Source organism: Sphingomonas cavernae, from assembly GCF_003590775.1.
GTDB lineage: Bacteria > Pseudomonadota > Alphaproteobacteria > Sphingomonadales > Sphingomonadaceae > Sphingobium_A > Sphingobium_A cavernae.
The window spans coordinates 229,420-246,334 of sequence record NZ_QYUM01000002.1 but is presented as its reverse complement, the minus strand read 5'-3'; the positions used below and the strand labels follow the sequence as shown (position 1 = coordinate 246,334).

General features: G+C 63.4%; 15 protein-coding genes, 1 tRNA gene and 1 pseudogene. 6 read left to right on the top strand and 11 right to left on the bottom strand.

The window, feature by feature from the left end:
- Positions 1-18 precede the first annotated feature (18 nt).
- Positions 19-95 (top strand) — tRNA-Arg (locus D3876_RS01540).
- A 74-nt stretch (positions 96-169) separates the two neighbouring features.
- Here the strand turns inward: D3876_RS01540 and D3876_RS01535 are convergent.
- Genes D3876_RS01535 through D3876_RS01525 form a run of 3 tightly spaced genes read right to left on the bottom strand, consistent with a single transcriptional unit; the run spans position 170 to position 5,473 of the window.
- Positions 170-3,421 carry an error-prone DNA polymerase gene (locus D3876_RS01535; RefSeq protein ID WP_119759363.1) on the bottom strand — a complete coding sequence of 1,084 codons (3,252 nt, stop codon included), beginning with the start codon at positions 3,419-3,421 and terminating at the stop codon, positions 170-172.
- Complete coding sequence (locus tag D3876_RS01530; protein WP_420801944.1) at positions 3,418-4,986, bottom strand: Y-family DNA polymerase; 1,569 nt, start codon at positions 4,984-4,986, stop codon at positions 3,418-3,420. The genes D3876_RS01535 and D3876_RS01530 overlap by 4 nt, the downstream gene beginning before the upstream one ends.
- On the bottom strand, positions 4,886-5,473 hold the full coding sequence (locus D3876_RS01525) for an ImuA family protein (RefSeq protein ID WP_238475192.1): 588 nt from the start codon (positions 5,471-5,473) through the stop codon (positions 4,886-4,888). The genes D3876_RS01530 and D3876_RS01525 overlap by 101 nt, the downstream gene beginning before the upstream one ends.
- 502 nt (positions 5,474-5,975) lie before the next feature.
- Between D3876_RS01525 and D3876_RS01520 the strand changes: the two genes are divergently transcribed.
- A complete protein-coding gene (locus D3876_RS01520) occupies positions 5,976-7,214 on the top strand; it encodes a hypothetical protein (RefSeq protein ID WP_238475191.1) in 1,239 nt (412 codons plus the stop codon).
- A 31-nt stretch (positions 7,215-7,245) separates the two neighbouring features.
- Positions 7,246-7,401: a hypothetical protein gene (locus D3876_RS20335; protein ID WP_182911830.1), complete on the top strand. Its 156-nt coding sequence runs from the start codon at positions 7,246-7,248 to the stop codon at positions 7,399-7,401.
- Here D3876_RS20335 and D3876_RS01515 read toward each other — a convergent pair.
- The 5 genes from D3876_RS01515 to D3876_RS01495 all read right to left on the bottom strand — a co-directional run bounded on the left by D3876_RS01515 (position 7,375) and on the right by D3876_RS01495 (position 12,254).
- Positions 7,375-7,617, bottom strand: coding sequence for a hypothetical protein (locus D3876_RS01515; protein WP_119759360.1), 243 nt, complete (start codon positions 7,615-7,617; stop codon positions 7,375-7,377). The two genes, D3876_RS20335 and D3876_RS01515, sit on opposite strands and share 27 nt — an antisense overlap.
- A 90-nt stretch (positions 7,618-7,707) precedes the next feature.
- A complete protein-coding gene (locus D3876_RS01510; protein WP_119759359.1) occupies positions 7,708-8,958 on the bottom strand; it encodes an N-succinylarginine dihydrolase in 1,251 nt (416 codons plus the stop codon).
- A gap of 23 nt (positions 8,959-8,981) precedes the next feature.
- Positions 8,982-10,001: an arginine N-succinyltransferase gene (locus D3876_RS01505; protein WP_119759358.1), complete on the bottom strand. Its 1,020-nt coding sequence runs from the start codon at positions 9,999-10,001 to the stop codon at positions 8,982-8,984.
- Positions 9,998-11,209 (bottom strand): hydrolase, encoded by a 1,212-nt coding sequence (locus tag D3876_RS01500; protein WP_119759357.1) that lies wholly within the window; start codon positions 11,207-11,209, stop codon positions 9,998-10,000. Before D3876_RS01500 ends, D3876_RS01505 begins: the two co-directional genes overlap by 4 nt.
- 172 nt (positions 11,210-11,381) lie before the next feature.
- Entirely contained in the window at positions 11,382-12,254 is an 873-nt protein-coding gene (locus D3876_RS01495; protein WP_182911829.1) for a DUF481 domain-containing protein, read from the bottom strand.
- Between the two features lie 232 nt (positions 12,255-12,486).
- On the opposite strand from D3876_RS01495, the gene D3876_RS01490 reads away from it, so the two are divergent.
- Positions 12,487-12,885 carry a response regulator gene (locus tag D3876_RS01490; RefSeq protein ID WP_119759355.1) on the top strand — a complete coding sequence of 133 codons (399 nt, stop codon included), beginning with the start codon at positions 12,487-12,489 and terminating at the stop codon, positions 12,883-12,885.
- 11 nt (positions 12,886-12,896) lie between these two features.
- Here D3876_RS01490 and D3876_RS01485 read toward each other — a convergent pair whose 3' ends face one another.
- A complete protein-coding gene (locus D3876_RS01485; RefSeq protein ID WP_420801928.1) occupies positions 12,897-14,390 on the bottom strand; it encodes a sensor histidine kinase in 1,494 nt (497 codons plus the stop codon).
- Between the two features lie 238 nt (positions 14,391-14,628).
- On the opposite strand from D3876_RS01485, the pseudogene D3876_RS20700 reads away from it, so the two are divergent.
- A pseudogene (locus D3876_RS20700) lies at positions 14,629-14,838 on the top strand (transposase); the annotation flags it as partial.
- Positions 14,808-15,440 (top strand): IS5 family transposase, encoded by a 633-nt coding sequence (locus D3876_RS01480; RefSeq protein ID WP_338014295.1) that lies wholly within the window; start codon positions 14,808-14,810, stop codon positions 15,438-15,440. The pseudogene D3876_RS20700 and the gene D3876_RS01480, both read left to right, overlap by 31 nt.
- On the opposite strand, the gene D3876_RS01475 is transcribed toward D3876_RS01480, so the two are convergent.
- Entirely contained in the window at positions 15,437-15,925 is a 489-nt protein-coding gene (locus D3876_RS01475) for an RNA pyrophosphohydrolase (RefSeq protein ID WP_119759353.1), read from the bottom strand. The two genes, D3876_RS01480 and D3876_RS01475, sit on opposite strands and share 4 nt — an antisense overlap.
- A complete protein-coding gene (locus tag D3876_RS01470; RefSeq protein ID WP_238475190.1) occupies positions 15,922-16,899 on the bottom strand; it encodes an alpha/beta hydrolase in 978 nt (325 codons plus the stop codon). The genes D3876_RS01475 and D3876_RS01470 overlap by 4 nt, the downstream gene beginning before the upstream one ends.
- Between the last annotated feature and the right edge of the window lie 16 nt (positions 16,900-16,915).

The window sequence follows — 16,915 nt, the reverse complement described above, 5'->3', positions numbered from 1 at the left end:
AGAGCCCCTCCACACCGCGCGCCCGTAGCTCAGCTGGATAGAGCATCAGACTACGAATCTGAGGGTCGGACGTTCGAATCGTTCCGGGCGCGCCAATTTTTCCTTCATGATGAAGATGAGAAGCGCCTTCTGGCGTTTGGCAGATCGAAAAGCAGATCGATCCCGAAAATTAATGAAAATCACGTGATTTAGGCAGGATGCGCACATTACGCGGATGGCTGTGACCGCGCGGGATCTGGGGATGCGTCACTTCATCGGCATGCGCCAGTTCGGGATGGACGGGCGGACCTTCGGACAGGCCATCGAGCATCGCTGTGCGATCGAGGATGCGGGTCGCCATCAGGTGGATCACACCCTCCTTGCTGCGCTGGACCTCGCCCTCGACGAGCATCAGCCGCGCCGACATCACTGCGCGGCGATAACGCTCGAACTGCCGGGCCCAGAGCAGGACGTTGGTGATCCCGGTTTCGTCCTCGAGAGTGATGAAGATCGCATTGCCCTTGCCCGGGCGCTGGCGGATCAGGACGATACCCGCGGTGCGCACGAGCGAGCCATTGCGCGCCGCCGTGGTGTCGGCGCAGCTCAGTATGCCCTCGTGCGCGAAATCGCTGCGCAGAAAGGCCATGGGATGCCCTTTCAATGACAGGCGCGTCATCTGGTAGTCGGTGAGGACATGCTCAACGAGGGGCATTGCGGGCAGATTCGCGTCGGGTTCCTCGGCAAGCTCGGGGGAGGCGGACGCTGCAAACAGAGGCAGGACGCCCTGCGGTGTGCGCCGCGCTTCCCATAGCGCATCGCGCCTTCCGAGCCCGATCGAACTGCACGCGTCTGCGTCGGCAAGAAGGCGCAGCGCGCGCGAAGGGAGGCCAGCGCGCTGCGCGAGCTGTTCGACCTGCGTATATCCTACGCCCCGCGCCTCGGTTAGCGCGTTCGCCCAATCCTCGCGAAACCCCTCGATCTGGCGAAAGCCCAGCCTGAGCACGAGCTCGCCGTCATTGCGACGCTCAAGGCTGTTATCCCAGCCGCTCGCATTGATATCGACACCACGCACTTCGACACCATGTTCGCGCGCATCGCGGACGAGCTGCGCGGGTGCGTAAAAGCCCATGGGCTGGGAATTGAGCAGCGCGCAGGTGAACACTGCGGGGTGCCAGCATTTGATCCATGAGGAGACGTAGACGAGCTTGGCGAAGGACTGGGCATGGCTTTCGGGAAAGCCATAGCTGCCAAAACCCTCGATCTGCTTGAAGCAGCGCGCCGCAAAATCGGGTTCGTAGCCGCGCGCAACCATGCCCCCGATCATCTTGTCGCGATATTCGTAGATCGTCCCGACATTGCGGAATGTCGCCATGGCGCGGCGCAGGCCATTGGCTTGGTCGGGGGTGAAGTTCGCGGCGACGATCGCGAGCTTCATCGCCTGTTCCTGGAAGAGCGGTACGCCGAAGGTCTTGCCCAGCACCTGCTCCAGTTCATCGACAGGGTAGGGTGGTCTGGGAGAAGGCAGGGTCGCAGGCTCTTCCTTATTGCGTCGCCTGAGATAGGGATGGACCATATCACCCTCGATCGGCCCCGGGCGCACGATCGCGACCTGGATAACGAGATCGTAGAATTCACGCGGCCGCAGCCGCGGCAACATGTTGATCTGCGCACGGCTCTCGACCTGGAAAACGCCGATGCTGTCGCCCTTGCACAGCATGTCGTAAACCTCGGGATCTTCCCTGGGCAGGCTGTCGAGCGTGTAGTCACCCAGAGCGTGATCGCGCAGCAGGTCGAAGCTCTTGCGGATACAGGTGAGCATGCCGAGCGCGAGCACATCGACCTTCATCAGCCCCAGCGCGTCGATATCGTCCTTGTCCCATTCGATGAAGGTGCGATCCTCCATCGCTGCATTGTGGACAGGCACCATCTCGTCGAGCCTGTGCTCGGTCAACACGAAGCCGCCCACATGCTGCGACAGGTGGCGCGGAAATTCGAGGAGCTGCGCGACGATCGCCTTCAGCCGCGCGACCTCGGGATTGGAAAGGTCAAGTCCCGCCTCGGCGAAGCGCGCATCGGGCACTTCGCTCGCATAGCTGCCCCAGCTTGTATTCGCGAGCCGCGCGGTCACGTCTTCGGACAGCCCCAGCGCCTTGCCGACCTCGCGCACCGTGCTGCGCGATCGGTAATGGATCACGGTCGCGGCGATCCCCGCGCGTTTGCGACCATAGCGGCGATAGACATATTGCATCACCTCTTCGCGCCGCTCGTGCTCGAAATCGACATCGATATCGGGCGGTTCGCCACGCTCCTCGGAGAGGAAGCGCGTGAAGAGCAGGTTGTTCTCGATCGGATCGATCGCGGTGATTTCGAGCAGATAACAGACCAGCGAATTGGCCGCAGAGCCGCGCCCCTGGCACAGAATGGGCGGTTCCCGCGTCCGCGCAAACTGGACGATGTCGTGCACCGTCAGGAAATAATAGGCATAGTTGCGTTTGCGGATGAGGGTGAATTCCTCATCGAGCACCTTCTTCCATTTCGTCGGAAGTCCTTGCGGATGGCGTTTGTGCGCCGCCTCGATCACCAGATGCTCGAGCCAGCCTTGCGGACTCCAGCCTTCGGGCACAGGCTCGTGCGGATATTCATAGCGCAGGTCGTCGAGCGTGAAGCTGATGCGCGCGATCAATGCCGTGGTCTCGGCCAGCGCTTGTGGGCAGTCGCGAAACAGCCGCGCCATTTCTTCAGGGGCCTTGAGATGGCGTTCGGCATTGGCGGCCAGCAGTTGGCCCGCAGCACGGATTTCCACGCCCTCGCGGATAGAGGTGACGATATCGTGGAGCGGGCGTTGTGCGGCGCTGGCATAGAGTGCGTCGTTGGTCGCAATCAGCGGGATGCCAGTGCGCTCGGCCAGCCGCATCTGTTTCGACAATATGCGATGATCGCGCCCTTGCCGGAGCATGGTCGCGCCAAGCCAGACAGATCCGGGGCGTTCGCGCGCAAGCCGGCGCAGCATAAATTCATGAGACTCATTGGCCATCGCGATCAGCAGCAAATCTTCGCAATGCCCCAGCAGATCGTCAAAACCGAGGATGCAATCGCCCTTTTCGGCGCGGCGGTTGCCCAGTGTCAGTAGCCGCGTCAGCCGCCCCCAGCCATGGCGCGTCGCGGGATAGGCGATAATGTCCGGGGTGCCATCGGCAAAGACCAGCCGCGCGCCGACGATCAGCCTGAAATTGGCCGCTGCCATGTTTTCTCGCCGCGCCTCGGGTGTTTTGCCTAGCGATACCCAGGCGCGCACCACGCCCGCCACGGTATTGCGATCGGCAATTCCGATTCCTGCCATGCCGAGATCGATCGCGCGCGCCACCATGTCAGCGGGATGCGAAGCACCGCGCAGGAAGGAGTAATTGGTCGCGGCGACCAGCTCGGCGAAGCGCACGCTCATGCGAACAGCCCGTGCATGTACCAGCCGGGATCGGGTTTTTCTTCGTACAACCCGTGGCGAAAGATCCAGAAACGGCGGCCGCGTGCGTCCTCGACACGGTAATAGTCGCGCGTCAGGCCGGGTTTGTCGGTGGCGCCATCGCGTCTGCGCCACCATTCGACGGCGATCCGTTCGGGCCCTTCGAAACGGCGGACCTCATGCAGCGCGCGGCGCCAGCGGAAACGGTGTGGCGGACCATCGGGCACTTCGGCGATCACCTCGATAGGTTGGGGCGGATCGAACAGATGAAGCGGGCGCAATGGTGGCTCGCCGGGCGCCGAAACGGGCCAGGCTGCGGCGGGTGTGCCGGCTTCCACCGCAGGCAATGCAAGCTGTGCCTGCTCGGGGATATGGGTGTCGCGTGGCAAGAGGCGTCGAACACGGCCACGCCCCAGCCGGGTGCTTAGCTGATCGATCAACGCGGTAACCTGCGCTTCATTGGCAGCGCCCCCTTCCAGCTTGAGCTGGGTTGCCGCCAGTGGTTCAATCACGGGCACGGCCAGTCGGATCAGATCGAAGCCGAAGCCCGGATCGATCGGATCGCGCAAGCTATCGATCCTTTCGCGCAAGAGCCGCATCACGCGCTTTGGAGTGCGGGTCGGTTGACCTGTTTCCACGCTCAGCATGCGCGCCAGCCCGTCACTGCGGAAGAACACCGCCTCGAAACGCCGCCCGCCACATTTACGTTCTTCGAGTTGCCGCGCCGCTTCGGCCACGAGTTCGCCGAGCACGGTCAGCGCATATTCGGTGCGTGCGACCGGCTCGGCAAAACGGCGTTCGGCCAGGATCTGTGGCGGCGCCCGGCGCGGCGCGATCGGCCTGTCGGCGTCGCCAAGGAGATGGCGCAGCGCATCGACCGCGTCGCCCCCGAAGCGCGCGGCAATCCCTGCCAGTGGCCGCGCGGCGAGATCGCCGATGCTCTTAAGCCCCGCACGCACCAGCCCCTGCGTGGCTTCGGATTCCAGCCCCAGCGCTGCCACGGGCAGTCGCCGGATTGCAGCCGCTTCGTCGGGTGCTGGCAATGACTGGTGACGCGCGAGTGCGTGCGCGGCGGCAGGCGTAGCCGCGACGGCATGGCGCAATGTCATCCCCAGCGCCGTGCAGCGCATCTCGATATCCGCGGCGAGCGCGCCTTCGTTGCCAAAGAGATGCGTGCATCCTGCGATGTCGAGAATCAGCCCGTCGGGCGGATCTATTGCCACCATCGGCGTATAACGCGCGCAGCCATCAGCTATGCGTTCGAGCCAGTCCTGATCGGCATGGTCGTCGCGTTCGAAGACGAGGAGATCGGGCACACGCGCCCGCGCATCGGCGAGCGCGATCCCCGGCGCCAGCCCCAGCGCCTGCGCGCGACGATCCACTGCGAAAAGCCGAAGCGCGCCCTTGACCTTCTCGACAAAGGCAAACGGCGCGTCGGCCAGAACATCAGGCGATGTGGCGCAATTCCGGGGCGGACGGCGCCTCAACCGATCCGTGGGAAGAAAGGGGAACCACAGCGCCAGATAGCGCCGGTTCACGAAAGACACATTTGTCACGGTCCCACTCCACGCGCCAGCGCATGCCCGATGGGCCTGAGCGACGGCGCAACAATTCGATTTCGAACAGCGCCGGTCCCGGCGCGTTGGCTTCGAGCGCGACGGATTGTGCGGCGCTCACAGCCCAGCGCGTATCGGCAGCACTGGGCACTGGGGTGGCGTCGATCCGGAGCATGATCACCGTCACTCCCGATTGCTCGGCAGCCAGCGCCAGCCGCCGGCTCGCGGTGAGCTCGAGCGCGGGACTTTTTCCCCAACATTCGACGATCACTGCACCCAGACCAGCACAGCGTGCCGCGTCAGCCGCTCCGCGCAGCAGCGCGCAGACGTCCGGGGCCAGCGCAAACAGGAACGCATCCGGGTTGCCGCCAAGCTCGACGAGCCCGGGCGCAAATAAGCGCCCGCAGCGCCGCTCCGCCTCATCGGTTCTGAGCCAGAGGGTCGATGCACCGTCATGCCGCGCACGCAGGGCGAGCATCGTAGCAAATCCCGAAGCGCTTGCCGCATTGTCGCACTCATATGCGAACAATTCATGGAGTCGCCCAAGCGCAAGCCCACCGCCAAGCGCGATGTCGAGCGCACCATGGCCGGTTGCAAAACGCTGGCTTTGCAGGGTGTGTTCCATCCCGGCAATTCCAGCAACGCGCCGACGCAATGTGGCGAGGGGATTGGACGACTCTTTCATAAATGTTCCCGTTATGTTCTTAGTGCGCTTTTGAGAGGTCGCCTGTCAAGGTGGGAAGGTGTGTAGTGAAGGGAACTGCGTGCCGGTTCGTTTATTGCGATATTTTTCGTCATTTCGATCGCATGTGAGGCGACTTTTGGCGAAAAAGTAACATGCCCCATGAAAAAATGCGCAGTACCGTACAGTTGTGCGCTGGCACATTGCGGAGTGTCCCACGCTCCAGTAGTTACGGGAGCATAACGTCACTGCCAAAAAAAAGCAGGGCCGGGCCGCGCAAATTTCAGGGAGTTTTTGCATGAACCGGTACACTCGTATTTCACTCATATGCGGCACAGCGTTCACGGGAATCTGGATAGCCTTTGGCCCTGGCGTTGCGCAGAAGACGACAACCACACCTCCGATTGCGCGCTATGTGATGAATGTCAGCACGACCACCGGCATGGCGGGCATGTCGGGCGGCGCCACGAGCGCGATCAGCATGATGATGGGCGGCGGTGGCGCCAGCCGCGAAACGCATACCGTCGAGCTGCGGCTGGGCTCGCGCAATGCTGCCACGCCCGGCGCGCCCAAGGCCGACCATTTTCCGCCTGAAACCGCAAAAATGGGCAAGATGCTGCCGCTGGTAACGCCAACGCCCGGCACATCCGAGCCGCCGCAGTCGTTTGAGCGGCCCAAGGGACGGCTGCTGCTCTATTGGGGGTGTGGCGCCAAGGCGGGCCCGGGGCAGCCGGTCGTCATAGACTTTGCCAAGGTGGCCGCGGGGCAGATGCCGCCCAACCTGTTTTCGACGCGTGTTCCCGTGGATCAGGGGCCCAATGTGTCGAACAGCAAGACCTTCGGCTGGTGGCCGAGCGGCAAGGGCGGGCAGCAGCCGGGGAGGGGCTCAACGATCGTCGGTGAGCACCGCGTCGCGGGCAATTACACGCCTGAGATCAAGTTCAATCTGGCGCAGGATTACATGCCCGGAATCACCGGACGCGCGAGCGAGCAACCGGGCGGGGCGACCAACATAAGCTGGAACGCGGTGACGGGTGCCACTGGCTATTACGCCTGGGCCTTCGGTGCGAAAACCGATGGTGGCAACACCGGTGATTTTGTCTGGTGGACATCCTCCACAATGCGCGAATTCGGTGGCGGTCTGTGGGACTGGCTGCCTCCGGAGACGGTCCGCCGGCTCATCGGCGAGAAGGTCGTGATGCCGCCGACGCAGACGACCTGCACCATCCCGGCGGAGGTGAAGGCAGCCGCTCCCGGCTTCCTGATGTCGAGCCTGTACGCCTATGGCCCCGAGGCGAACTTCGCCTACCCGCCGCGTCCGGCCAACCCGGCGACCCCATGGAAACCCGAATGGACCACACGCGTCCGCTTCCGCTCGAACACGATGTGGATGATCGGCGGCCCTGACATGGGCGACATGTCGGCCGCTGACGACACGCAGGAGGCGCAGCCGAAGAAGAAGTGCAAGAAGAAGGGCGGACTGGGTGGTCTTGGGGGCATGCTCGGCGGCGCGCTCGGCGTCGACACCGGCTGCTGAGCCGGGCCGGGCACCCGCGCGAACAGGCTCGATGAGGCGGACTGAACTGGCGATCGCGTCGCTGGCGGGTCTGTCGTTCTTTGCTTTCGGCGTCGGGATCTCGCTCGGGATCCCGACGCTGTTCATCGTTGGCGGCATGACCGCCGCCTTCGCTGCAGTGCTATGGGTGGTGCGCGACGACCGCTGACCGCGCGCGCTTGGCGGCCAGCGCGTCGAAGATCATCGCACCCGCCATGAAAACCGCTCCGGTGCACGCCATGCAGAGCAGATACCCGCCCACGCCCGGAAACTGGGCCACATAATCCTTGCCGCGTTCCATCGCGCCCACCGCCAGCGCATAGATGATGAGGCAGGCTTCAAATCGGGTCTTGATAACGAAGAGGCGCTTGATCCGGATCCACATGCCAACAGTTAAGCAAGGGGCGCGCCAGTCGCTGAATCCCGCGCAAATTTCTTAACGTCTATGGTTAGCTGTAAGTTAAGCCGACAGCGTTCAAACCAATTCCTCCAGACCGAGCGCCTCCAGCAGCGCGCGCCGTGCCGCGCGCACCTGCGTGACAAGCGTGGGGGCGTTGATCGCGCTCGCGTCGATCGTCTCGGGCCAGTGCGCCGCGACGACCGCCTCGATCGCAGCAAGCCGTGTTGCATCCACGAGGAAGCGCGGATCGACCGAAGTGGGATCGCAGACCACGCGTAACCGAAGGCAGGCCGGCCCGCCGCCATTGGCCATCGACTGACGGACATCGACGGGTTCGAGCCGGCGGATCGGGCCGTTGCCGGCGACATGCTCCTGAAGCCAGTTCCATACGGACGGCGTGTCGCGCGCCTCAGTAGGCAGGATGAGCGCCATGCCGCCGCCGGGGAGCGTCACCAACTGCGCGTTGAAGAGATAGGAGGTGATCGCGTCGGCCAGGCTGACGCGCGATGCGGGCACCTCGACGATCTCTGCCTCGGGCATCAGGCGGCGCAGATCGGCGTAGAAGGCCTCCTTGTCCGCAAACGCGTTTTCATGCGTGAAGAGCACGCGTTCATTGGCAACCGCGACGACATCGTTGTGGAAGGCGCCCGCGGCGATCGCCTCTTCCGACTGCTGGACGAAAAGCGTGCGTTCCATGTCGAGCCAGTGGCGACGCGCGACGGCCTTCGACGCCTCGATATGCTGGCGCGCCGGGTAGGGGCCACCGCTCCTGCCATAGACGAACACCTCGACGCCGGGCGTGTCATGGCTTGCGCAGAGCCGCATATGATTGGCCGCGCCTTCATCGCCAAAGGGCGCTGGAACGGGGCCATGGACCGCGAATGCGGTGCCTGCGAAAGCCAGGCGAAGCTGCGCGAGCGTGCCGGGCCATTCATGACTGCGGTGCGGCATCGTCACAAGATTGGCGACGGTCAGGTGGCACTTGCCGTCGGTTGTGTCGGGCGCTGGCGATACTGTCGCGGCGTTGGCGGCCCACATCGAAGATGCAGAGAAGGAACAGGCGCGGACATGCGGCTCGGCAGTGTCGAAATCGGTGCTGAGGCTGTCGAGCCAGCCGGTATTGGGGCGGTCCTGCGGCAGAAGGATGCCCTGTGTCAGGCCAAGCGCGATATTGGCGCGCATCTTGGCGAGCCCCTGAAGCGCCGCGGCGCGGGGCTGCGAGACATGGCCTGCGTTGCGCGCAGAGGCGAGATTGCCCAGACTGAGCCCTGCATAATTGTGGCTCGGCCCGATGATGCCGTCGAAATTGATTTCCTTGAGCGACATTCAGAACTCCGTTTGACGCGACGTTACCAGCGCGCGACGTGCGCTATGGTGTCGCCGACATCGACACCAAGCACTGCAGCGCCATGGGCGTCGATCGCGACGCCGCCCCCTTCGTGGCGTTCGATAAAGGCATAGGTCGCTTTGTAATCGGCGAGGCGACCGTGCGCGGCGAGCACCTTTTCGCCGCCTTCGACACCGATCGCGACGATTTCCGAATCCTCGGCTTCCTGGATCGAGCGGACTGCATCGGTGCGCGCGGTCATCGTCGGGCCGCCGTCGAAGATGTCGATATAGTTCTCGAATCCGAAACCCTCATTTTCGAGCATGCGCATTGCCGCGCGGCCGCTGGGGTGGGGGATGCCGATCACTGCGCGTGCGCTTTCGGGCAGCATCGCTGTGTAGATCGGGTGCTTGGGCATCAGGTCGGCGATGAACTGGTTGCCGTGGACCGCATTGAACTGGTCTGCGTCCTGGAAGTTCATTCCGAAGAAGCGGCCAGCAAGCCCGTCCCAGAAGGGCGAGCCGCCGGCCTCGTCGATGACGCCGCGCAGCTCCGCCAGGATGCGATCGGCAAAGCGCGCGCGATGCTCGCGGATGAACAGATAGCGGCTGCGCGCGATGAGCAACCCGAGCCCGCCTGCGCGTTCGCCGGGGTGGAGGAACAGCCCGCCGACCTCGCTCGCGCCTTCCAGATCGGTCGAGAGCGTCAGCATGTCGGCGCGAAAAGTGCGCTTCAGTTCCTCGCTGTGCTGCGTGAGTGTGCCGATGCGATAGGAATAGAAGGGCCAGCGCTGGCCCACCTGCGAAAAGAGCTGGCAGGTGCCGCGCACCTCGCCCGTCTCGGCATTTTCGAGCACGAGCACGAACAGATCGTCGCTGAGCGCCTCATCGTCGCGCGTGAGGGCTTTTGCCGATCGTTCCAGCTTGGCCGCGAGCGATTTCTTGTCGGGCGGCAGGTTGGTGAATCCGCCGCCCGTCAGTTTGGCCATCTCGTAGAGATGTTGCAGGTCGCGTTCCTGCGCGGCCCTCATCCGGAAACTCAAATTTTTCCCCTCTCAGCAATTCTCATTATGGTGAGCGCGGACAGCGCCGCCCGTTCGGGCAGAGAGTCCGCGATCAGATATTCGTCGGCTGAATGGATCGCGCCGCCGCGCACTCCCATGGTGTCGACCACCGGGACGCCGCATGCAGCGATATTATTGCCGTCACAGACCCCACCCGTCGCCTTCCAGCCTATGTCGAGGCCGAGGTCTGAGCCCGCTTGTTTGACGAGGCCGAAAAGCCGCTCCGCCTTGACGTCAAGGGGCTTGGGAGGGCGACCGAAACCGCCATGCAGATGGATATGGACTTCGTGCTCGGCCGCGATGTCTGCGATGAGGCGATCGAGCAGCACGCGCGCACGGAGTTCGTCATCGGGGGTTGCCGGCCGAAAATTGACACGCAACACGGCATGATCTGGCACGACGTTGTTCGGCCCGCCGCCGTCTATCCTGGCCGGATTGATTGCGAGCCCGGGGCCCATGGCCCTTTTGAGCCGTAGCGCGAGGTCGGCAGCGGCTACGACGGCGTTTCGCCCTTCTTCGGGATTGCGGCCAGCATGTGCGCTCCGCCCGGTAATGATTGCAGAGAAATTGCCGCTGCCAGCGCGCGCGCCAGCCAGCGTTCCATCTGGAAGCGCTGCAGGTTCATATGTCAGCGCGGCGACTTTGCCCTGCGCAGCGCGCGCGATGAGTGCGGCGGACGAAGCGGAGCCGGTTTCCTCGTCGGAATTAAGCACGACCTCATAGCCCAAACGTGATGCAACGGGAGATGCCTCAATTGCCCGCAGTGCCGCTAGCATGATCGCGATGCCGCCCTTCATATCTGCCACGCCCGGACCATTGAGGACCCCGGGCTCAAGCCAGCGCAGCGACTGGAACGAATGGTCGATGGGAAAGACCGTGTCCATGTGCCCCGTGAAGAGCATCTGGACCGGCGCCTCGGGACGAACCGTCAGGTGAACATGGTTTCCATGGACGATCGTACCGACGCTGCCGTCGGCTGCGATGCTCTCCACCGGCTGGGGTTCCACCAGCGCGACATCGCCGGGAAGCTGCGCGAAACCGTCGGCCAGAAGGCCCGCCATCTCCCGGAGTCCCTCAAGGTTGCGCGTGCCGCTGTTTATCGCTGCCCAGCGCTCGACCTGCGCAAGCATTGGGGCATCCCTTGCTGCCTCGATCGCGGCGCGTTCGGCATCGGATAGCGTGGTCATCCGCTGCTTCTAGAGCCTGATCGGTTGAGGTGGAAGCACTTCGTGCTTCCGCCGATGCCGTGAATCAGGCTCTATTCAAACGGTTGAGACCTTGATTCACGCTTCAGGTTGATTCAACCTGAAACGTGAATCAAGGTCTGGTGAGGGAACTGTGCGGGGTGAACCCCCGCGATCAGAAATCGTAGACCAGCGAAACCCGGCTCAGCCGATCGGTGGTCTGCCTGCCTTGCGGCGGCGCGCTTTCATACTGCACATTGTAGCTGAGCCGCGCCGACAGCGGACCGTAGACCTTGGCGTTGAGCGCACTGGTGCCATTGATCGTGCTGTTGAGCGAATCGACATAGATCGCGGCATCCTGATTGAAGGTGAGCGACGGCGCGATCTTCCATTCGACGCTGATCGAGCCGCGCCCCGCCGCCGATGACTCCGCGCCGCCATCGACGAATTCGGTGAATCGATAGGCAGGGCCGGCTTCGAGCTCGACGCTCAGCGGCTTTCCGTTGGGCGTGCGATAGCCGATTCCTGCGGAAATTGCGTAGCGGCTGTCATAACCGAGAAAGCGGTCATGCTCGTACTGGCCGAGGCCATAGACATAGGTTTGCGGGCTGAATCGATAGTTGGGGGCGTACGAGACGAGGTAGCGCTCGCGCGTGGCCTGGCCATCATTTTCCTGATAGTCCGCCTGAGCGATGAAGGCGTGACGCCAGACGGGGTCGTCGCGCGTGAGCTTCACGCCCGTGCTGACGCCGAAATATTCGGAATTGCCTGTCGCATAATAGCCACCAAGTTCGCCCTTGCCTTTCCAGGGCACCGCGGGCGACGCGGTCTTCTCTGCCAGCTTTTCCGCAGATTCGTTGGGCTCGACTCGGGCTTCGTCCGGCCGCGCAGCAATCTTGCGGTCGGTTCGCCACACGCCGATGCGTACGCGAATCTCGGCGGCGGCGTCGGGCCAGGTCATTTCGGCATATTTGGCGATGGTCATGATCTCGGCCTCGTCGCCACCCGCGATTGCTGCGTCCAGCATCGTCCGGGCGGAATCGGGCATCGCCAATGCCGGCGGTGCCAACGCTGTCATGGTTGCGAAGGCGAAAAAGGAGGCTGCAAGAACGCGCATATTTCCAACATCATGAAGGGGGGTGATGATCGGATCCCCATTTTTCCGCCATTGGGCGACCTTGGCAAGCCGTTGATGCAGAAAAGTCTCGTTTGTCGCAGGTCATGGATACAAAATGAGGCTCGCGCATTTTTGCGCTCGAATGAAACAAGAGTGTCATTGAATGTGTCGACGTGCATTGATCGTTGAGGACGAAATCCTGGTTGCTCTCGATATCGAGAGCGCGCTCGAGGCGCAGGGGATCGAGGTCGTCGCAATCGCTGCCGACAGCCGTACCGCGATGCGTTACGCCGATCGGGTCGATCTGGCGCTGGTCGACATCAACCTGCGCGATGGCCAGACGGGCCCCGCAATTGGGCGTGCATTGGCCAAGGATCACGGTGTCTCGGTGGTTTTCGTCACCGCCAATCCGGCCTTGCTGGGAGAAGGCGTGGAAGGCGTTGCGGGCGTCATGACCAAGCCCTTTTCGGAGCGCTGTATCGGCGCCACCGTGGACTATTTGACGAGGCGCGGGACGGGCGCTGCGACCGAACCGCCGAGCGAACTGCGGCTTTTCGGCTAGATTCCGCGCGATCAGCGTCGCGCGAGCGATTCCACCGGGATACGGATGCGCGCGCTGAGACCTTCGTCGGTCCAGTCCTTGTCGATCGTCCCGTGCAATTGCGCCCCTATGCTCAGCGCGATGAGCCGTGATCCGAAACCCGTGAATTCGGGGACGTGATCGATCTTGGGTCCCCCGCTTTCGCGCCAAAGGATCACGCAATCGCCGCCCTCATTGACGATCTCGACCGTCACGCGGCCCCTCGCCACGGAGAGCGCGCCATATTTTGAGGCGTTGGTAGCAAGTTCGTGGAAAAGAAGTGCGAGCGGTGTCGCTGATCGATCGTCGATTGGGGGATCAGCACCTGTGACGTCGAGGCGCGGCTGATCGTCATCGCCATAAGGACTGAAGAGTTCGACGAGCAGGCCTTGAAGCCGGGCGTGCTTCACCTCCTGGTTCGACGCGCTTCCATTCGGGCGGACGAAATCATGAGCGCGCCCGAGCGCGAGTACGCGCGTACGGAGATCTTCGGCAAGATCCCGCATTTCGGGACGGGTCCTCGCCGACAGATTGATGAGCCCCGCGATGACCGCGAAGATGTTCTTGATGCGGTGGCTAAGCTCGTGCGCGACGAGTTCGCGCTGCTCGGCCGCCAGCCGCGTGTCATGGATGTCGGTGCATGTGCCGAACCAGCGCATGATGTGGCCGTCGGCGTCGCGCATCGGCAGCGCTCGACCCAGCGCCCAGCGGTATTCGCCACTGTGATGGCGCATTCGATACTCGATTTCGTATGTTTCGCCTGTGGCGAGCGATCGGCGCCAGGCCGCCCAGGCCAGAGGCTGATCCTCGGGGTGAAAGACCCGGTCCCACTCATGGCCGTCGGTCTCTCCCTCATCTACACCCGTATATTCGTACCAGCGCGCGTTGAAATAATCATTGTGCCCATCGGGCAGCGCCGACCAGATCATTTGCGGCATCGTATCGGCAAGGATGCGGAATTTGTGCTCGCTCTCGGCGAGAAGACGGTCATGCGCCTCAACCAGCCGGAGCTGCCGTCTGGCCTCGAGCAACGCCATGACCTGCGCGGCGAGCACATTCAGCCCCTGTTGCTGGAGCGGCGTCAGCCCGGCACGGGGCACCATATCGATAACGCAAAGCGAACCCAGCGGCACGCCTTCACGCGAGACGAGCGGCGCGCCCGCGTAAAAGCGAATGCCCGGCGAGCCGGCGACAAGCGGATTGTCGACAAAGCGCGGATCCTGCCGTGCGTCGGGGACGATCATCGGGGCGTCGCCGAGCATCGCATGCGCACAGAAGGAGTGTTCGCGCGGGGTTTCGCAAATGTCGATGCCGCGGGCGGCCTTGTACCATTGTCGATCGCGCCCGACGAAGGCGATGAGCGCGATCGGCGCCTCGCAAAGCTCGCCTGCGAACGTGACGATCGCGTCGAAGCGATCCTCCGGCTGGACGTCGAGGACGCCGTAATCCGCGAGTATCTGCGCACGCTGTTCTTCGTCGAAGGTCACGATTTCCTGCCTCCCGGATCAGACATCGCACAGGGTGGGGACGACGGCAACGCATCCATGCGGGATGAGCGTCTAGACCTTGATCGTTTCAGGTTGAATCATCCTGAAACGTGAATCAAGGTCTCAACCGTCAGAATAGAGCCTGATTCACGGCATCGGCGGAAGCACGAAGTGCTTCCTCCTCAACCGATCAGGCTCTAGGCGGCGTGGACGAATTGGTTGACGTGGACGGTGTGGGTTGATTCAAGGCTGCCTTTTGGAGGCAGGTTTGAGCCGGGGCGATCTGAGCGAAGCAGAATGGCGCGTTCTGAAGGGTCTGCTGCCGATCGAGCCAGAGAACCGAGGGCGCGGCCGCAGGCCTGAGCAGAATCTCTCGATAGTCAACGGCATACTCTGGCGGCTGCGCTGTGGGACTGCTTGGCGCGATGTCCCGCCAAAATACGGCAATTGGAACACGATCTACCGGCGGTTCCGTCGTTGGAGCGAGGCCGGGGTCTGGGAGGCCGTGTCGGTGACGCTTGCCGAGATCATGGCCGACACCGGACACTACAGCATCGACAGCACCACCCTTCGCGCCCATGTCTCGGCAGCGGGCGGAAAAGGGGGACTTGTCGACGCGCTCTTGGCCGCTCGCGGGGCGGGTTCACCAGTAAGCTTCACTGTCTGGCTGATGCCCGAGGACGCCCCGTCGCCTTCCACCTGACTGGTGGTGAAGCCGCCGACTGCACGGCCTATGACACGCTGATCCGCCTGCCGGACCGCGCTCCGGCGGCTCTGCTGGCCGACAAAGGCTACGACACCAACGCCATTCGCGCCGATCTCGCGAGCCGCAGCATACAGGCTGTCATCCCGGCGCGCTCCAATCGCCGAGAAAGGATCGAGCACGATCGGCAGCTCTACAGGCAGCGAAACGGCATTGAGCGAATGTTCGGCAAGCTGAAAATCAATCGTGCCGTCGCCACCCGCTACGATCAAACGCCCTCAAGTTTCCTCGGCATGGTCCATCTCGCTGCCATCCGGCTTTGGATCAAATTCGTCCACGCCGCCTAGGCGATCGATTCCAGCCAAGGTGCGAATTCGGCGATGACGTCTTCATAGAGCTTGCGCTTGAAGGGCACGATCATCGCGGGGAGTTCCGATGGTTCGGCCCATTTCCACGCCCGAAATTCGGGATGATCGGTATCGATTTTAACATCGTCGTCCGTACCCGTGAAACGCGCGAGGAACCAGTGTTGGCGCTGACCCCGGTAGCGCCCCTTCCAGACCTTTCCGATCAGATCGGACGGAAGATCGTAGAACAGCTCATGGCGGGCGCGGGCGACGATCCGGACCAGCGACGGGTCGATACCAGTCTCCTCACCGATCTCCCTCAGCGCAGCGGTTTCCGCGTCCTCGCCATCATCAATGCCCCCTTGCGGCATCTGCCAGGCATCGAGCGTCGAATCGATCCGTTGACCGACGAACACCTTGCCCGCCTGGTTGACGAGCATAACCCCTGCACAGGGTCGATAGGGCAGTTGGCTGCTATCGCTCATTCCGCTGCCGCCTGCTCCATCACGCGTCCGGCCTCAGCTTCGGAAACGAGATCCTTCAGCGCCCGCAGCGCGCCCGCAATGTCGCCGACCGAAGATGGTATCCCCCTGGCGAGGTTGATAAAGCCGTGAATGTTGCCCTTGGCCTCGCGGAAGACGACGGGAACACCCGCTGCGATCAACGCGCCCGCATAAGCCCGACCTTGGTCGCGGAGCGGATCAAGGCCGGCGGTCAGCACCAGGGCGGGCGGCAGGCCCGCCACATCGCCGAGTAGCGGCGAGGCGCGAACATGCTCGGGATCCGCAGCATAGTTGTTGCCGAACCACTCAATGGCGTCGTGGGTCAGCAATCGTCCTTCGGCGAACTTGTCGTAGCTGTCATAGGGTTTGGAGAAATCGGTGGCCGGGTAGATCGGAAACTGTGCGATCACCGGCACTGCGGCGGGCGCGTCGCGCAGCGCCATGGCGGTGATGATCGACAGGTTGCCGCCCGCACTGTCGCCCGCCAGGATCAGGCCAGTGACCGCGCGGCCCAGCGCTGCGGGGCTGGTCGCCACCCAGCGCGCCGCCGCTTCGCAATCATCGGGCGCAGCGGGCCAGGGGTGCTCGGGCGCCAAACGATAGTCGATCGAGACAACCGGCAGGTCGAGCGCGCGCGCTGCCTCGGCGCAGAAGGGGGCGTGCGTCTCCAGATCGCCAATCACCCAGCCGCCGCCATGGAAAAATACGAGAATGGGCCCCAGCGCGCGCGTTTCCCGTGCGTCGAACAGCCGTGCCGGGATCATGCCCGCAGGCCCGTCGATCGAAAGATCGCGGATCACCGCGAGTTCGCCCACGGGAGCATCGGCGACATCGCGCATGGCGCGCATCGCCTGCCTTGCCTCGGGTGGCGGAAGCTGGTGCATTTTGGGGCCGGGCAGGGCGTTCAGGAAGGTCAGAAACGCTTCGGTGTCGGGACGGGTATAGAAGTCGGTCACATGACTCTCCTGCGGA